This window comes from Streptomyces sp. NBC_01224 (genome assembly GCF_036002945.1).
Lineage (GTDB): Bacteria > Actinomycetota > Actinomycetes > Streptomycetales > Streptomycetaceae > Streptomyces.
The window spans coordinates 9272100-9288039 of sequence record NZ_CP108529.1 but is presented as its reverse complement, the minus strand read 5'-3'; the positions used below and the strand labels follow the sequence as shown (position 1 = coordinate 9288039).

At 69.0% G+C, this 15940-nt stretch carries 13 protein-coding genes and 4 pseudogenes; 7 read left to right on the top strand and 10 right to left on the bottom strand.

Features of this window, described 5'->3' with window-relative positions:
- Nucleotide 1: 1 nt before the first annotated feature.
- A complete protein-coding gene (locus tag OG609_RS42310) occupies nucleotides 2–2200 on the bottom strand; it encodes an FUSC family protein (RefSeq protein WP_327278371.1) in 2199 nt (732 codons plus the stop codon).
- A gap of 190 nt (nucleotides 2201–2390) precedes the next feature.
- Between OG609_RS42310 and OG609_RS42305 the strand changes: the two genes are divergently transcribed.
- Both OG609_RS42305 and OG609_RS42300 read left to right on the top strand, forming a co-directional pair.
- Entirely contained in the window at nucleotides 2391–2621 is a 231-nt protein-coding gene (locus tag OG609_RS42305) for a hypothetical protein (protein ID WP_327277613.1), read from the top strand.
- 91 nt (nucleotides 2622–2712) lie between these two features.
- Nucleotides 2713–3390, top strand: a complete 678-nt coding sequence (locus OG609_RS42300) for a Tn3 family transposase (protein WP_327277612.1) — start codon at nucleotides 2713–2715, stop codon at nucleotides 3388–3390.
- A gap of 7 nt (nucleotides 3391–3397) precedes the next feature.
- Here OG609_RS42300 and OG609_RS42295 read toward each other — a convergent pair.
- From OG609_RS42295 to dnaK, 4 genes and pseudogenes are all read right to left on the bottom strand, one after another.
- Nucleotides 3398–3912, bottom strand: a pseudogene (locus OG609_RS42295) (ATP dependent DNA ligase); the annotation flags it as partial.
- A 35-nt stretch (nucleotides 3913–3947) separates the two neighbouring features.
- A pseudogene (locus OG609_RS42290) lies at nucleotides 3948–4160 on the bottom strand (IS5/IS1182 family transposase); the annotation flags it as partial.
- A 175-nt stretch (nucleotides 4161–4335) separates the two neighbouring features.
- A complete protein-coding gene (grpE, locus tag OG609_RS42285) occupies nucleotides 4336–4953 on the bottom strand; it encodes a nucleotide exchange factor GrpE (RefSeq protein ID WP_327277611.1) in 618 nt (205 codons plus the stop codon).
- Complete coding sequence (dnaK, locus tag OG609_RS42280; RefSeq protein ID WP_327277610.1) at nucleotides 4950–6821, bottom strand: molecular chaperone DnaK; 1872 nt, start codon at nucleotides 6819–6821, stop codon at nucleotides 4950–4952. Before dnaK ends, grpE begins: the two co-directional genes overlap by 4 nt.
- 440 nt (nucleotides 6822–7261) lie before the next feature.
- On the opposite strand from dnaK, the gene OG609_RS42275 reads away from it, so the two are divergent.
- Nucleotides 7262–7576 carry a hypothetical protein gene (locus OG609_RS42275; protein ID WP_327277609.1) on the top strand — a complete coding sequence of 105 codons (315 nt, stop codon included), beginning with the start codon at nucleotides 7262–7264 and terminating at the stop codon, nucleotides 7574–7576.
- A 512-nt stretch (nucleotides 7577–8088) separates the two neighbouring features.
- Here the strand turns inward: OG609_RS42275 and OG609_RS42270 are convergent.
- Together OG609_RS42270 and OG609_RS42265 are read right to left on the bottom strand one after the other, a co-directional pair.
- A complete protein-coding gene (locus OG609_RS42270) occupies nucleotides 8089–8328 on the bottom strand; it encodes an SDR family oxidoreductase (protein ID WP_327278370.1) in 240 nt (79 codons plus the stop codon).
- Between the two features lie 134 nt (nucleotides 8329–8462).
- Nucleotides 8463–9260 carry an AraC family transcriptional regulator gene (locus OG609_RS42265; RefSeq protein ID WP_327277608.1) on the bottom strand — a complete coding sequence of 266 codons (798 nt, stop codon included), beginning with the start codon at nucleotides 9258–9260 and terminating at the stop codon, nucleotides 8463–8465.
- A gap of 85 nt (nucleotides 9261–9345) precedes the next feature.
- Here OG609_RS42265 and OG609_RS42260 point away from each other — a divergent pair, with 85 nt between their 5' ends.
- Nucleotides 9346–10158, top strand: a complete 813-nt coding sequence (locus OG609_RS42260) for a sulfite exporter TauE/SafE family protein (protein ID WP_327277607.1) — start codon at nucleotides 9346–9348, stop codon at nucleotides 10156–10158.
- A gap of 128 nt (nucleotides 10159–10286) precedes the next feature.
- Here OG609_RS42260 and OG609_RS46570 read toward each other — a convergent pair.
- Nucleotides 10287–10826, bottom strand: a pseudogene (locus OG609_RS46570) (transposase); the annotation flags it as partial.
- Nucleotides 10827–11187: 361 nt separating this feature from the next.
- On the opposite strand from OG609_RS46570, the gene OG609_RS42250 reads away from it, so the two are divergent.
- Complete coding sequence (locus tag OG609_RS42250) at nucleotides 11188–12690, top strand: carboxylesterase/lipase family protein (protein WP_327277605.1); 1503 nt, start codon at nucleotides 11188–11190, stop codon at nucleotides 12688–12690.
- A 299-nt stretch (nucleotides 12691–12989) separates the two neighbouring features.
- Here the strand turns inward: OG609_RS42250 and OG609_RS42245 are convergent, their stop codons facing one another.
- Entirely contained in the window at nucleotides 12990–13490 is a 501-nt protein-coding gene (locus tag OG609_RS42245) for a hypothetical protein (RefSeq protein ID WP_327277604.1), read from the bottom strand.
- A 486-nt stretch (nucleotides 13491–13976) separates the two neighbouring features.
- On the bottom strand, nucleotides 13977–14888 hold the full coding sequence (locus tag OG609_RS42240) for a sulfatase-like hydrolase/transferase (protein ID WP_327278369.1): 912 nt from the start codon (nucleotides 14886–14888) through the stop codon (nucleotides 13977–13979).
- Here OG609_RS42240 and OG609_RS42235 point away from each other — a divergent pair.
- Entirely contained in the window at nucleotides 14874–15338 is a 465-nt protein-coding gene (locus OG609_RS42235; protein ID WP_327277603.1) for a TetR family transcriptional regulator C-terminal domain-containing protein, read from the top strand. The two genes, OG609_RS42240 and OG609_RS42235, sit on opposite strands and share 15 nt — an antisense overlap.
- Before the next feature lie 70 nt (nucleotides 15339–15408).
- A pseudogene (locus OG609_RS42230) lies at nucleotides 15409–15903 on the top strand (DUF4265 domain-containing protein); the annotation flags it as partial.
- Between the last annotated feature and the right edge of the window lie 37 nt (nucleotides 15904–15940).

Genomic DNA, 15940 nt, shown 5'->3' with positions numbered 1-15940 from the left:
GCTACGCGCCCCCGCCCCGAGACGACGCCCGGTCCGGTGTCGCGACAGACACCCCGAGGGGGCGGGCCAGACCGATCAACCCTTCGTCCAGGCGCTGCAGATGCCGCAGGACGCGGTCCGTGACACGGTCGTGCCGGGGGGAGCCGGGCTTGTCCGTCTCCAACATGGAGGCCAGGCTCGCGCCTGTCTCCACCACGCCGCCGCCGTCGTCGTCCTCGACACGCGCGACGAGGACGTCGATGTTGTGGGCGATGCGTCGGCCTGCTCCCTTCAGGAGCGGGTCCGCGGCGACGCTCTTGCTGTTCGGGAGGAGTTCGGCCGTCGCCGCCAGTGAACGCGCGTGGTAGGCGCACGTCTCCAGCAGCGCCACGACGTAGCGAGCGGTCTGGCGGCGGGCCCGCAGCGGGGTGATCGGGTGGGTCAACGGCTGCGTGGAGGACCGCAGATCGTCCAGTGCCGTATCGAGCTCCCGGGCCATGTCCAGCAGATCGAGCGCGGGCCCGCCGCTCAGCTGCTCCACCGCAGCATCGGTGATGTCACCGAGCCGGGTCAGCACTGTGCCGAGGAGTTCGCCGGTACGGCGATCGGTGTGCACCGGCAGGATCACGGCCGCGGCGATCACGCCACAGGCGGCGCCGAGCGCGGTCTCCTCGATGCGCAGGACGAGCACCGCGGAGCTGTAGCTGTTGAGCAGGGTGTACAGCAGCCCCAGAGCCGCCGTGACGAAGAAGGACATCAGGGCGTACGACAGCGGCGCGGTGAAGAACATGGCGAAGATGAACAGCAGCACGAGTGCGAACGCCGTCCAGGTATGGTGGCCCACCAGACCAGCCAGGCCGACACCGGCGACGACGCCGAGAACCGTGCCCAGCAGCCGACGGTAGCCCTTGACCAGGATCTCCCCGGTGGACGCGGTGTTCAGGAAGACGACCCAGCAGGTCAGCACCGCCCAGTACCACCGCTGGCTGGAGAGGAACTCCCCGCCCACGATGGCCAGCGCCGAACCCACCGACACCTGGACCGCGGCACGGGTCGTGGGACGCTCCAGTCCCTTGCGGACATCCTCGACAGGCTCGGTCTCCTCTGCCTGCGCGATGGCGACGTCCTCGGCGTCCAGTTCCTCACGGGAGCGCGTCGTCGCAGGGGTGTCGTCGGACTCGTCCTGGGGTCCGTCGAGGGCCAGCCGCAGGCCCATGACAGCGCGCGCCGCCTCCCCGATGCCGCGGAAGACGTCCTGGACGGGGGCCGAGGCACGCGGCAGATTCTCCTCGTCCCGATAGCCGAGCAGCCGGTTGCGCAGGTGGGCCACCGCGGCGCCGCGATTGTTCGAGGCCGGGCGGGCGACGAGCAGGCGCAATGCGTTGAGATCACGGCGCAGCGTCGCGGTCGTGTCGTCCTGTGTCCGCAGCCGGTTGCCGGGCGTCGGCACGGGCGCGTGCGGCAAATGAAGCGTGAGCGTGTCAGCGCGTTCGGAGCTGCGCGCGGTGAGGATGAGTACGCCGAGCCGCTCGGCGGCGATCTCGGCGTCGGCGACACGGCGCTGGACGAGCAAGGCGGTGGCGCTGTCGCTGGTGCCCTCCTCCAGCCGCCCCTGGATCATCATCGCGCTCTGATGGAGGCGCGCGGTGTGCCGGCGTACATCCTCCAGCGCCTTCTCGACGTGGTCCGGCCCGGCATCGAGCAACTCGATCTGGGCGGACACCAATTGGGCGAGGCGGGCGCGGAATGCCTCGCGCAGTCGCAGCAGAATCCGCTCGGGTGTCTCAACAACCAGGCCGAACCGCACGACCGCGCTGCAGACGAACGCGATGACCAGCGTTCCGCACAGCCCCGGCAGCGCGGAAACCGCGGCTCTGACGAACAGGGACACAAAGTAGATCTGAAACCCGATGAGTCCCAGGGCCGTACCGCGATCGCCGAACCGGCGGCTGTAGACCGCGGCGAAGATCAACGCGAGGAAGAAGAGGTCGCCCGCGACGACCTCGGTGCTCAACACCGCTCCCAGTGACATCGCCACGAGCGCCACGGGCAGGCCGAGCGCGAGCGTGATGGCCTGTTCGCGCCGCTGCTTCTCCTTGATGGCGAAGGTCGCGACCATGGCCGCGATGGCACCCGCCACCATGTGGCTCACCTCGGCCTTGAGCAGCGCCAGGACCGCGAGCGTGAGCGCGATGGCGCCGACTGTCCGCAGGCCGGCCATCAGCCGCAACAGTCCGGGGTCAGAGGCTGAGAACCGGTCCCAGATCCTCGTCCGGCTCGCCCGTGTCACTTTCCTCACCCTGCCGTTTTCCCCGCTCGCCGCCGTAAACCGGAAGTCCCAGCATGGCACGCGTCAACGCCCCACCCTGGCCCCACCGTCCCGCGGGAATCGACCTGCACACCCTTTGCCGATGGACGGCATCGTGCGCAAGGACTGGTGCGAGGCCGTCGTCGACGACAAGTGCAAGGTCGAGCGCATCCCGTACGAGCTGTATGTCCTGGTGGCCCTGCGGCAGGCGATCCGGCGCCGTGAGATCGGGGGCGCGATGCGGTGGCGCAACCCGGAGGACGACCTGCCGGGTGACTTCGAGGCCACCCGGACCGTGCACTACGCGGCGATCCGCCGGCCGATGGCCCCCTGAAGAGTTCATTGCCGACCTGAAGCGGCGGAGGACCGCCGGCCTGGACCGGCTGTCAGCGGCACATGCGGACGGCTCGGCGGGCAGGGTGGAGGTGACCAACCGACACGGCGAGCCGTGGATCAGCGTGCCGAAGCTGGACGAGCCAACCAGCCTCCAGGCCCTCAAAAACGAGGTCGTACGCCGCTGGGGTGTGCTCGGCCTCCTGGACGTCCTGAAGAACGCCAACTTCCTCACCGGCTTCACCGACGAGTTCGCCTCCGTCGCCGCGTACGAGCGCATCGACCGCGCAGTCCTTCAGCGTCGCCTCCTGTTCGCGCTATTCACCCTCGGCACGAACATGGGCATCCGGGCCATCGTGGCGACCGGCGAGCACGGCGAGACGGAGGCCGCGCTGCGGCACGTGCGCCGACGTTTCTTCACCATCGACAACCTCCGTGCCGCCATGCGCAAGCTGGTATACGCCACCTTCGCCGCCCGCGACACCACATGGTGGGCCAGGGCACCGCGTGCGCCTCCGACTCGAAGAAGTTCGGCTCCTGGTGCAGCGGGTTCCGATACCACGGCGGCGACGCCTGGCGTGCGACCGTGGTCGAGGGTGACGACCGGAAGATGGCCAAGTGGGTCCGAAAGCACTTGGATGGTGATCCGGACGGCCAGGCCCTTGGCCCGACTGCTCAAACTTCCCTACGCGCTCAAGATCCGCTGGCACAGGAGAGCGATCAGATGTCCTGTGCCGGCGAACTTTGAGCCTGTGCCATCGATTCCTTGAGTGAGGGTCAGTCGGGCCGCCGGGCAGACCAGAACAGCACCTTGGGCTCCGCGAAGCAGTGCCCGGGGTGTGTGCTGCTGCTGGTGCCAGGCGACACCGGCTCGGGTCGGCGCCGACGTCGGCCCGCCCGGGTCCGGGTCGCGTAGCGGACTTCGCCGACCAGGCGGGGCAGCACGCACCGTGCGCCGGCTCCCTCGGGTGCCTCGTCGATCGGGCACTCGTCGATCGCGGCAATCTGGAGCAGGCCTGCGGGAGTGGTGCGCTCCGTGTCACTCCGGACCTGTCCCGACACTTCCCACATACCTCGGGGCGCCCTCGCGCCACTCCCCCACCAGCGGCGCGCCGGGCTGACCGGCGAGTCGGCCGCGGCCAGGCACCCACGATCACGTCGGCAGTCAGGACGTGCCGGATCTTGATCCACCCGCGAGAGCGGACGCCCGGCTCGTACACGGAGGTGAGCCGCTTCGCGAGCACGCCCTCCAGACCGGTGGTCCGGGTCATCTCCAGGGCCTGAGCGCCGTGGCGTCGCGTTCCAAGGACGGGCCTTCAGTAGAACTTCACGAGCGCATTGAGATGAGGAGGGCGGCACAGTGGAGTGCGGCCTGGAAGACGATGGCGAGCCTGTCGGTTCGCATGGCCGGACCGCACCACTGCTCGAGACGGGCGATGCACCGTTCGACGGTGTTCCGCTGTTTGCAGGCAGCCGCATCGAAGCAGGGCGGGCGGCCGCCCGCTCGGCCTCGCCGCACAAGGTGTCCGATCTGGTCGGCGACCTTCTTCGCGATCGGCCTGGTCCTCGCAAACTACGAGCACGACGACAACCGGGACCAGGAGCCCGCGCCCGAGTTGCTGCACTCCGTGGCTGACTGACGACCGGCGGCGTGCGCCCTGTCCCTTGCACGACGAGGCAGTCCCGGCTCGGGTCCCGGGACTTGCCCCGTGCGGCTATTCGGCGGGGGCGGGTCCTGCCACCGCTACCTGGGCAGGCCTCAGGAGGTGGTCGCCGACCCGGTAGCCGTGCCGCAGCACCTCGGTGCAGACGGCCTGGGCCGCACCGGAGGCGTCGTAGGTGATCGCTTCGTGCGTGTGGGGGTCGAAGGGTTCACCCGCTGCGCCGACGGTCCGCAGGCCCAGAGCCGCCAGCCGCGCCTCAAGTACGTCGGAGAGGACTGTCACCGCGCCATGGTCGTCGCCCTGCCGGTGGATCTCTTCCAGGACATCCAGGGCTGGAAGCAGACCGGTGAGGATGTTGACCACCGCGATCTCCCGTATGGCCAGTCGGTCGCGGCGTACCCGCTTGCGGTAGTTGTCGTACTCGGCCTTCACCCGCTGCAGGTCTGCGGTCAGCTCCGCGATCCGCTCACGCAGTCGTGCGGCTTCCGCATAGCCGCTCTGGCCGGAGCCCGGGCGCGCCGTACCGGCGCCGTCCGAACCAGTCCCGGCCGGACCTGAGGCATCTGGGCATCGCTCATCCCGGAGGGTGACCGGGGTGGCTCTGCGCAGGTCGCGCACCACCACAGGCGACCGATCGCCGCGGTGCTCTGAGCGCGGGTTCTTACTCATCCAGTACCTCCCTTCTGCTCGTCGTCGACGATCTCCGCATCGACGACCTCATCGCCACCGGTGCCCGTGTCTCCGGAGGTGCCGCCGCCGGCCGTACCTCCTCCAACGGTTTCGCCGCCCTGCGCCTGCGCGTACAGGGCGGTGCCGATCCGCTGCGCGGCCGCCGATGCCTTCTCGGTGGCGGTACGAATCTCGGCTGTGTTCTCGCCCTTGAGTTTCTCCTTGACCTCCGCCAGGGCGGCCTCGGTCTCGGAACGCACATCCGCGGGGATCTTGTCGGCGTTGTCCCGCAGCAGGTTGTCGGTCTGGTAGACCAGGCTCTCCGCCTGGTTGCGGGTCTCGGCGGCCTCCTTGCGCCGCCGGTCCTCCTCCGCATGCTGCTCGGCCTCGCGCACCATCCGGTCGATATCGTCCTTCGGCAGCGAGGAGCCGCCGGTGACGGTCATCTTCTGCTCCTTGCCGGTGCCGAGGTCCTTGGCGGCGACGTGCATGATGCCGTTCGCGTCGATGTCGAACGCGACCTCGATCTGCGGGACGCCACGCGGGGCCGGCGGCAGGCCGGTCAGCTCGAACATTCCGAGCTTCTTGTTGTACGCCGCGATCTCGCGCTCGCCCTGGTAGACCTGGATCTGCACGGACGGCTGGTTGTCCTCGGCCGTCGTGAAGATCTCGGAGCGCTTGGTCGGGATCGTGGTGTTGCGCTCGATGAGCTTCGTCATGATGCCGCCCTTGGTCTCGATACCGAGGGACAGCGGGGTGACGTCGAGGAGCAGGACGTCCTTGACCTCGCCCTTGAGGACACCGGCCTGGAGCGAGGCACCGATGGCGACGACCTCGTCCGGGTTCACACCCTTGTGCGGATCCTTGCCGGTCAGCTCCCTCACCAGCTCGGTCACCGCCGGCATCCGCGTCGAACCGCCCACCAGAATCACGTGATCGATATCCGACACCTTGATCCTGGCATCCTTGACCGCGTTGTGGAACGGCCCCTTGCAGCGCTCCAGCAGTGGCGCCGTGAGCTGCTGGAACTGCGAGCGCGTGAGCTTCTCGTCCAGGTGCAGCGGGCCCTCGGCCGACGCCGAGATGTAGGGCAGGTTGATCGTGGTCTCGGTCGCGGCCGACAGCTCGATCTTCGCCTTCTCCGCAGCCTCCCGCAGACGCTGGAGAGCCATCTTGTCCTTGGACAGGTCCACGCCGTAACCGTTCTTGAACTGCTTCACCAAGTGGTCGACGACCTGCTGGTCCCAGTCGTCACCACCGAGGTGCGTGTCACCGTTGGTCGCCTTCACCTCCACCAGGCCCTCGCCGATCTCCAGCAGCGATACGTCGAAGGTGCCGCCACCGAGGTCGAAGACGAGGATCGTCTGGTCGTTCTCCTTGTCCAGGCCATAGGCCAGCGCCGCGGACGTCGGCTCGTTGATGATCCGCAGCACGTTCAGGCCCGCGATCTGGCCCGCCTCCTTGGTCGCGGTGCGCTGAGCGTCGTTGAAGTACGCCGGGACAGTGATCACCGCGTCCGTGACGTCCTCCCCAAGATGCGCCTCGGCGTCCCGTTTCAGCTTCTGCAGCACCCGGGCGGAGACCTCCTGCGCGGTGTACCGCTTGCCGTCGATGTCGCCGGACTCGGGGAAGCGCCATTGAGCGTCCCCCATGTGCCGCTTGACCGACCGCGCGGTGCGCTCGACGTTCGTCACCGCCTGCCGCTTGGCGACCTCGCCGACCAGCACCTCACCGTTCTTCGCGAAGGCGACCACCGACGGAGTGGTCCGCGCGCCCTCGGTGTTCTCGATGACCGTCGGCTCGCCGGCCTCGAGCACGGACACCACGGAGTTCGTCGTTCCCAGATCAATACCCACTGCCCGCGCCATCACTGCCTCCCTCATGCCTTTCACGGATAGACCTGAGCCAGCTCCTGAACGAATGGTCTGCCTGCTGCTTCACCTCCCGACCCGGCCGTGGGGTGTTCCGGCCCCGCTGTCCCCGGTGCGAGGCTGTCTGCGGTTGCGCAGATTCTCGACCTGCCGCCTAACGCGGTCCACGCGCCCAGCGAGATCGCGGCGTCCCTCCGGATACGGGCACACCTTGGCAAGCGCGGCCCGATGAGACGGACGGGGTCGTCTTCACCGAGGGCGACGCCGAGTTCGACCATGGCGGCGCGGGCCCGCTCGGGGAGACCGCTGAGGGACGTGATCTCTCCAGTGAGCCTGCGCAGGTCGGCCGCGTTGCCCCGCGCCCAGGCCGGGACAGCGTCGTCGGCAACCCGGCGATCGCGGATGACCTGTATCCATTATTCCCCGGTAGTGCCCACGTGACCGGTACACAGGCGCAGGTATCGGCGCTCGGCAGCCGGGCGCCGGCTGACGCCCAGCGGATGAGCGATATCAACCCAGCCGGCCCCGGCTCCACGCGCCGCCTCGATGAGCCCCGCCTGCCACACCGCCAGCCGTCGGCATACGTCCCGCATCAGACGGAGAGCATCCAGCGCCTCTCCCGGCCCGGCCGCGGCAGCGATCTTCGCTCCGCCGGGTGTGCAAGCCCGACGCACCGCAACGTCGACTACGCCCAGCGACTGCGTGGCGGCGGCAAATGCGACTGGCAGACCAGCGAGGCCTGGCATCTTTGAGGCTGTTCCGGTCACGGACAACCCTCCGGGCCAAATGCATGCCATCGGTCGCATGAAATCTCATTTGCCACCCTTTGGGCGACATTTCACAAGCGGATCGAAGCGAAACGTATGGACGCAAAGCGCCTGAACCCACCTGGAGGTGACCGGCAATGCAGATCCGTATCGGTCCGTACCGCCGAAGAGCCTGAGCATGCTGTTCGTCTCCCGGACCCTTGGGAAGTCCGCCGTGGAGATTCAGGAAGGTCGGCCGCACGCCGGCGTTTCGGGCTCGGTCGGCGAAACGCTCAGACCCGGATGCCGTCCGCCTTGCAAATCGGGCTGGTCCCGGCGATGGGCGGCATCGGCCACCTTGGCATAGGCCGCCAGCACCCCGTAGCCCCGGCGATCCACGCACTCCAGCAGCGGCGGGAGCAGGGAACGCTGCAGGCGTTCCGCGACGCGCCGCGCTGTCCTGCCGGACGCCCTGGGCCGGTGCTATGCGGCCGGGGACGCCCGGCAGGCCGCACGAGTCAGACGGCTGTACGACCTCCGTCCACGGGCAGCACGGCGCCGTGGACGAAGCCCGCCGCGTCGCTGGCCAGGTAGGCGATCTCCTCCGGCTCGGCCGGTCGGCCTGCCGGGGCCTGGGCGGCCAGGGCGCCGAGATCCTCGCCCATGCCGGGCGTGCCCTCCGTGCGCGTCCCGAAGCTCGGGCCGGGAAGCACCGAAAGAAGCCTGACATCCTCGTCGCCGACAAGGCGTACAGCGATGGGCCCTGCCGCGACTATCTACGGCGCCGGGGCGGCGCGCCTGCCAGTAGGGCCGAGGGCCACAGGTGCGACGCCAGTGGTCAGGCCGCCTGTAAGAGTTCGCCGGAACGGGGTGCGGACACGTCAGGGTGCCGTCAGGAGTTGCGGCTCCGGCTGGGACCGCCACCTTGACGGCTCGCGGCGAAGCGGGACGGGGGCATGCCGAAGGTGCGCGTGAAGGCGGCGGTGAACGCGGCGGGAGAGGCGTAGCCGAGACGGCCGCCGACCTCGCTGACCGACGCAGTGCGCAGCAGCGGCACGGCCGCGAGCAGGCGGGCGCGGGCCCGCCAGATGGCGGGGCTGTCACCGACCTCTGAGCGGAAGCGCCGGGTGAAGGCGCGTTCGCTCATGGCCACCCTCGCGGCCCATGCGGCGTTGGTGACGCCGGCGTCCGGGGCGGCCAGGTACTCGCGGCAGAGCCTCGCGAGGTCAGCGGCAGCGGGAATCCCGACGTGGAACGGGAGAGGGGCGCGCTCCGCGATCTCGTGCAGGAGGAGGGCGGCAATGCTTCCCTCCCGCCCGGACAGGCTGTAGTCGATCTCGAACTCGACAGCGGCCAGGAGCAGTTCACGCAACAGCGGCGGAACGTCCACGACCGTGCAGGTGACGGGCCACCAGGGAATGACATCCGGCTCGATGTACAGACTCCGGGTGCTCACCCCCAGCATGCGGACCCGGTGCCGGGTGGCAGCCGGAATCAGTACGGCGCGCTCGGGCGGAACGGTCCAGGTGCCTTCGGTGGTGTCGACGACCATGACCCCGGTGGCGCCGTAGAGGAACTGTGCGCGCCGGTGTTCGTGCCAGTCCAGTACGTGGCCGGGCGGGTAGTCGGTGCCTATCGGCAGGACGACCCGGTCGACGTGGTCGACGTCGGCCAGGGAGACGTTCTTCACCCAGCCATCCTAATGGCTGAGACTCGAAGGAATGGCGCCGACCATCGCATGCGAGAAATCCGTCGGAGCTGGTGAAGTGGGACCCATGGACGTTGTGGCATTGATCGGGATCGGACTCCTCACCGGGGCGACGACAGTGTTGTTCGGGTTCGGCGGCGGGTTCGTCGCGGTGCCGGTCGTGGTGTGGGCGGACGTCGCACTCGGCGCGGACGCGATGCGGGTGGCGACGGCCACCTCGGCCCTGGTGATGGTGGTGAACGCGGGATTCGCGACAGCCATCACACCGCGGCGGGTGCTCCTCGCGCTCCGCGGCGGCGGCACGCTGCTCCTCCTGCTGGCGGCCGGCGCTTCGGCCGGCGCGCTCGCCACGCGCCTCACCCCGGCCGATCTGGCCCGCTGGGCGTTCGTCGCGTACATCGCTCTCACCATCGCCGACTTGCTCCTGCGCCCCGGCTTCCTGCGCCCGGACCCCCGGGTCGAGGCAGCCCCCGACGCTCCGCGTCCGCTGCCAGCCGTCCTCGGCGTGCCGGTCGGCGCGGTCGCGGCCTTCCTCGGCGTGGGAGGTAGCGTCATGACCGTCCCCGCGATGCGGCGGGCCGGGCACACGATGCACGTGGCGACTGCGCTGGCCAACCCCCTCACCCTCGCCATCGCGCTCCCGGCCACCGCAGTGTCCCTGGGCGGCGCCGCGGTCCCCGCCGCCGCTGACGCACACGTGCACCTGGTGGGTCTCGTTGACCTCCGCGCCGCCTCGGCGCTGCTCCTCGGAGCTCTCCCGGTGATCGCAGTTCTGCGGCGGCGCCCGCCGCGGATCCCTGACCGCACCTATGCCTGGGCGTACATAGGGCTACTTGTCATGGTGTCGGTCGCGATGCTGCTCTCGGCTTGGAAGAGCTAACACTGCAGAACTGCCTCGGGTGTGGCACGAACTCAACTTCCCAGACAGGGCAGTTGATTGCTCTTCGGGCCGAACTCACTGGTGGCGAGGTCAGAAGACACGGGCGTTGACTCCTTTACGCATGGCGTTGGCCTGATGGTGGGGTCGGTGGTGGCCGCCACCAGCCGCGTGGTGCCGTCAGGCCCCACCAGCCCAGCGGTGTGTCGACGGCCCACCACGTGGCTGTGTGCCCCTCTCGGAAGGTGCGCGTGACCATGTTCCAGCCCCCGGGAGCGTCCGGACCGCCCCAGGCCGGATCGCGGGAGGCATCGGCGGGCTCATACGCCTCGTTGCCATAGGCCCGTGTACCCCGTCGGGGCTCGAGTGCCGTCACGAACGGGAGTCCCACGGCGGCCAGTTCGCCGCGGACGGCATCCTGATCGCCGTAGGTGCAGTCGGCGGCCGCTGCTCGCAAGGACACTCCCACCGCCAGGGCTTCACGGGCCAGGGCGGCTGCAATCTGCAGTTTCGTGCGGATGTCAGGGGCATTCTTCCCCTCGGGACGTGGTGGGCACGGCGTGCAGAGGCCAGTGGACGCGCTCGTCCGCCCAGCACGTGGTCACGATGACGACACCGCGGTCGATCTTCCCGACCGAGCCGAGGTACCGCTTGCCCACGTGCGCGGTCGCCATCCGACGTCGCTTGCTCACGCGCCGACTCCAACAGGCGCCTCACCGTATTCAGGCGACGGCCGGACCACATCCGCAGAAGGACTACGCAAGATCACGCGAGCAGCCTGGAAAAAAGCGCCGACACCCCACCCGCCGCGACAAGAAGCCTGTTCACCACAGAGGTACAGGCCCGCAAGCGTCCCGTACGGCAAAGAGAACCGGCCAGTCGGCTGCGACGCGTTCTGAGCGGCGGGGGATTAACATCGTGGATGCGTCAATCATCATGATCTCGGTGTTGGTCCTGAGGCGCCGAGCGATGGAAAGCTGACGCTCAGCCGCCCCCACCCGGCGGCCTGACGTGCAGCGAGAGGCAGACTCCTTGAACATCTTCAAGACGAGGAACGGTTCGGTCAGAGGCCGTCGTGCCGCTCCCGACGTCGTCGCCGTCCTCGGCATTCCCTATGCCGCCGCACCGTTCGGCGCCAACCGGTTCCGGGAACCACGCCCGGCACCGGCGTGGACCGGAGTGCGGAACTGCACGGACTTCGGCGCGATCGCCCCGCAGTCGGCACAACTGCCCGGCGCACCCGCGTGGTCCCCTGACAACAACGACATCCTCACCGTCAATATCTGGACCCCTGTCCCGGACGGCGGCTGCCTGCCCGTCCTGGTCTGGATCCACGGCGGTGCCTACACATTCGGCTCCTCAGCCCAGCCCGACTTCGACGGCACCGCGCTGGCCCGCGCCGGTCTGGTCGTGGTCACCCTCAACTACCGGCTCGGCTTCGAGGGCTTCGGACACGTCCCGGCTGCCGAAGGAACCTCCTACCCGGACAACCGGGGTCTGCTCGACCAGGTCGCCGCCCTGCACTGGGTTCGTGAGAACATCGCCGCCTTCGGCGGCGACCCGGGCAACGTCACGGTGGCCGGACAGTCCTCCGGGGCCGCTTCGGTGGCCTGCCTGATGGTGATGGACCGCGCCCGCGGCCTGTTCCACCGCGCCATCACCCACAGCGCCGCCAGTCCCTGCTACACGCTCGAAATCGCTGCGGCAACCACCCGCGAGGTCGCCGCAGCAGCGGGCTGTCCCGCCACGCCCGACGGCCTGGCATCCGCGACCCCGCAGGCCCTGGTCACCGCTTCCGACCAAGTGGTCGACGACTACCGGCGCGACCCTGCCTCCGGAACCCGCCACTACGATCCCTCTCTCTACGCCCCCGTCCTTGACGGCGACATCCTGCCCACCGACCCCCTCACGGGGATGGCCACCGGTGCGACCCGGGGAGTGGACCTGCTGGTCTGCCACACGACGGAGGAGTACTGGCTACTCGACGCCGTCGGGAGCAGCGCGAAGATCACCACCGACGAGCAACTGGACCTGTTCGTACGAGACTTCGACCTCCCCGACGGGCTGGTGCCCGGCTACCGCGCTGCGATGCCCCACGCCCCGGTGCTCGACGTATACCTCGCCGTCTTCAGTGACCTGCTGTTCGGCGAATACAGCAACCGACTCGCCGAGCTTCATGCCCAGGCCGGCGGCCGGGCGTTCCTGTCGCGTTTCGACCGTCGACGCAGCCGCCCGGACGCGATCGTGCGGGCCTGGCACTGCGCGGACATCCCCTTCGCCTTCGGCAACCTGGACGCCGAATGCCTGGCATTCCTCATCGGCGGCACACCCACTCCCACAGACCATCAACTGTCACGCCGCATGGTGCGAGCTTGGGCCGATTTCGCTGCCACCGGAGACCCGGGCTGGCCGCCGGTCAGCGACTCCACCACCCACGCCAGGGTATGGAACAGCGAGGACGATCCCGCCGTCGACAATCCCACCGGCATCCGTGCGCTCTGGGCCAAGGCCGAGTTTCCAGTCCTGCGTCCGTGAACCGGGTGACCGCTGAGGCGACCGCTCCAGATGACAAGTGGAGGAACCACCCCGAGCCATGTGCCCAGCAATCCGGCCAAACAATGCCAAAGACCGGCGGCAAGTGGATCCCGGAGAAGCCCCAGCGAATTGGTCGGGCGACCCGGCTTGCCGCGAGTATGCGTATTTCAGGAGTCCGTCACCGCCGCAACGGTGCGTCTGTGGCTGTGAGCATGCCCTTCCAGACATCCCTGAGCCCATCGGCGGGCTACTCCTCGCTCCCGGTCGGAACGTGGCCCGGGCGTGGTTTCGGCGACGGCTCAGAGGCATGCCAACCACACGGCGAGTTCGATCGACAACGCAAGGGTCCCCCAGAGAAGGATGTGGCCGACTGGCCGGACCGGGCGTCCTGCGTCTTCACGCAGCACGGTCATGTGGACGGCAAAGGAGGCCGGCGTCGAAACGGCCCAAAGCGCACCCGCGAACAGCAATCCGTCCATGGCGAGTTGCCGCCAGTCGCGGAACCCGCTGTGCAGCATTCGGGCCATCGTGGGCAGACCGGCTGCGGGCAGCAGCCCCAGTGCGCTACTGGCCGCCACCCACCACCACCGTCTCCCGTGGCCTGCGAGCCGCCCGGCCCAATGGCCCAGGGCCACAGTCGGCAGGATGTATGCGGCGGTCAGCAGCGCACTCGCGCCCCACAGCACCGGCAGCCCGACCGCTAGCGCGACGGGGAACAGCACAACTGCCGTCGGGTCACTGCCGAACCCCCAGGTCCACGCCGGCGCCAACGCGGCAATGACCACACACAGCACAGCCATCGATACCGATGATGGCGCAGACCCCGACCGGTTTCCCGCACGCCTGCCCAACAGTTGCGCCATCTCGACCCCCGACCCGCCTCTGTCGCGCCGTACTGGCTGCTCGTCCCCTCGAGCACTTCGCCGCCACCCTACGCACATTAATGAACATGTTCAATAATGGTTCAAGCGTGTGCGCCGGATATCGAGGCCGAGTCCGGCGGAGAATCCAACGATCGCCCCCGACCCATCGGACACGCCCTGGTGCCGCGACCGGAGGTCCTTGCCGGGTCGGCGACCGGCGGGCGAAATAGGGGAACCATTCCGGCCGCCGCTCCGCGCGCCGCCCCAGCATCCGGCCCGCACGACTGGCCCATCAGATCGAGCAGGTGCGCCGCGCAAGTCCTGCCCCGGGCGGAGTCAACGCTGCCGGCTGCAGCCCGGCCCCGATTTCGTCACCTCCCAAGGGCTGCGGCGGCGGGACCGGTGCCCTCCTGATGCACTGGGTCAGTGTGCTCGGACTGGGAAGCTGCCTCCTGGTGCAGGCAGGGCGACATCAGGTAGCCGGGGATCGGCGTCCGCGGGAATGACGTCGGTGGTGTCGACAAGCCAGGTGAACAGGGCCTCGTGCATGCGCTGCGCAGTGTCCGCGTGTTCGGGCCGGCCGATGAGGTTGTGGCGCTCATCCGGGTCGGTGGCACGGTGGTAGAGCTCCGCAGGTTCGTAGCGCCGCCATACGTAGGACCACTCCCGGTCGCGGACGGCGTGTACCTTGCCGACCAATGCGGGATTCTCCTGGCCAAGTTGGGCTCGGAGGTCGTACGGGAAGACGGCGCGCTCCAACTGGTGCTCTTCGTCGATGGTGAAGCCGCCTTCGGTGAAGGCGTACGTGCGGTGTTCGGCGTCGGGGTCGCGCAGGACGGGCAGCAGGCTGCGGCCGAAGTGGCGGTGCGGTGTGGTGATGCCGGCGAGTTCCAGGACGGTGGGCAGGATGTCGACGAGTTCGACCATGGTCGCCAACTGTTGACCTCCGGGCAGTCCGCCGCCCGCGATGATCAGGGGGTCGCGGGTGACGCAAGAGTGCATCGACGTGGGCCACTTCTCGATCAGGCCGTGGTCGCCGAGGTATTCGCCGTGGTCGGCGAAGAACAGGGTCACGGTGGTCTCGTCGTCGACGTGGGCGAGGACGCGGCCGAGGTGGGCGTCCATGCGGGAGACCATGCCGTAGTAGGTGGCGACGATCTCGCGCCACAGTTCGGGGGTGACCCGGTCGAGGCCGTAGCGTTCCCGGACCGCCGTCATGTACGCGGGTTCCGAGTCCGGGTCTTCGGCCGGGGCGACCGGGTCGGGCATCGCCGCTCGGTCGTACATCGAGAACCAGGGTTCGGGTGCCTCGAACGGAGGGTGTGGGGCGGCGATCGGAACGAAGAGAACCCACGGGCCGGCAGGCGGTTTGCGCCAGCCTACATCGCCCCCGTTACCGCGTTCGACCGCCTCGGCAACGTCTACCGGCGAGCCCTGTACAACCAGGCACACCCGGAGCCGATCGCCCTCTACTCGGTTCTGCTGTGCGAGGCGACGAGCACCAACCACCCGGCCCACGACTACTTCGCCGCCCGCTACACCCGCGTCCTCGACACAGTCGCGGCGCAGGTCCGCGACTTCCAGGAGCAGGGCCTCTTCCGGTCCGACCTCGACCCGGAAGCCGAGGCGGCCTGGTTCACGGCACTGTGGGACGGACTCCAGGTCCACGCGCTCTACGCCGATTCCGGCGCCATCCCCGAGCAACTCCTGCGCGGGCTCGACGAACTCGTCGCCGACAGCGTTCCGGCCGACCGAAGGGTACGGGCGCTCACCGCGAGCCCCTGACGGCGCGGGCCCCGGTCGACCACCCCCTCACCTCGAATTTCGAACTCCCGATCGATTCACCTGTTGGGAGATGACCCATGTCTCTGCCCGTCGGCCGTTGCTGCACGCCACCGCGCGGCCCCGCTTCGGCAACTGCACCCGCCGTGGTCCGCCCCGTCGCCGCGGAGGCCCCGCTCGGCTCCCCCGACGGCATTGGCCACCGGCGACCATCGAAAGCCTGTGGACCGTGGACCAGGACGATGGGACCGTGCGCCTGGACAACACCCCGTGGTTTGTCCGTGGGGTCGCGAGCGATGACAAAGTCAAGGTCGAGGTCGAGGTCGACGACGAGGGTTTGTGGTGGGCCGGTGAGCCCGTTCGTGCCTCGGACAACTGCACCATCCGGTTGATCCTTCTGAAGGACGGGGGTTCGGCAGCAGCCCGGCAGACCGTGCTGGAGACGTTCCATCGACTTGGCACGACAGACCAGGGCATCGAGCAGCTCCGGATGGTCGCACTGGACATCCCGCCGACGGCGGACCTGCCCCGGATCCGCAAGTTGCTGGAACACGGCGAAACCAAGGGATGGTGGCACTGGGAGGAAGGGTGCGTCACCGCGGCAA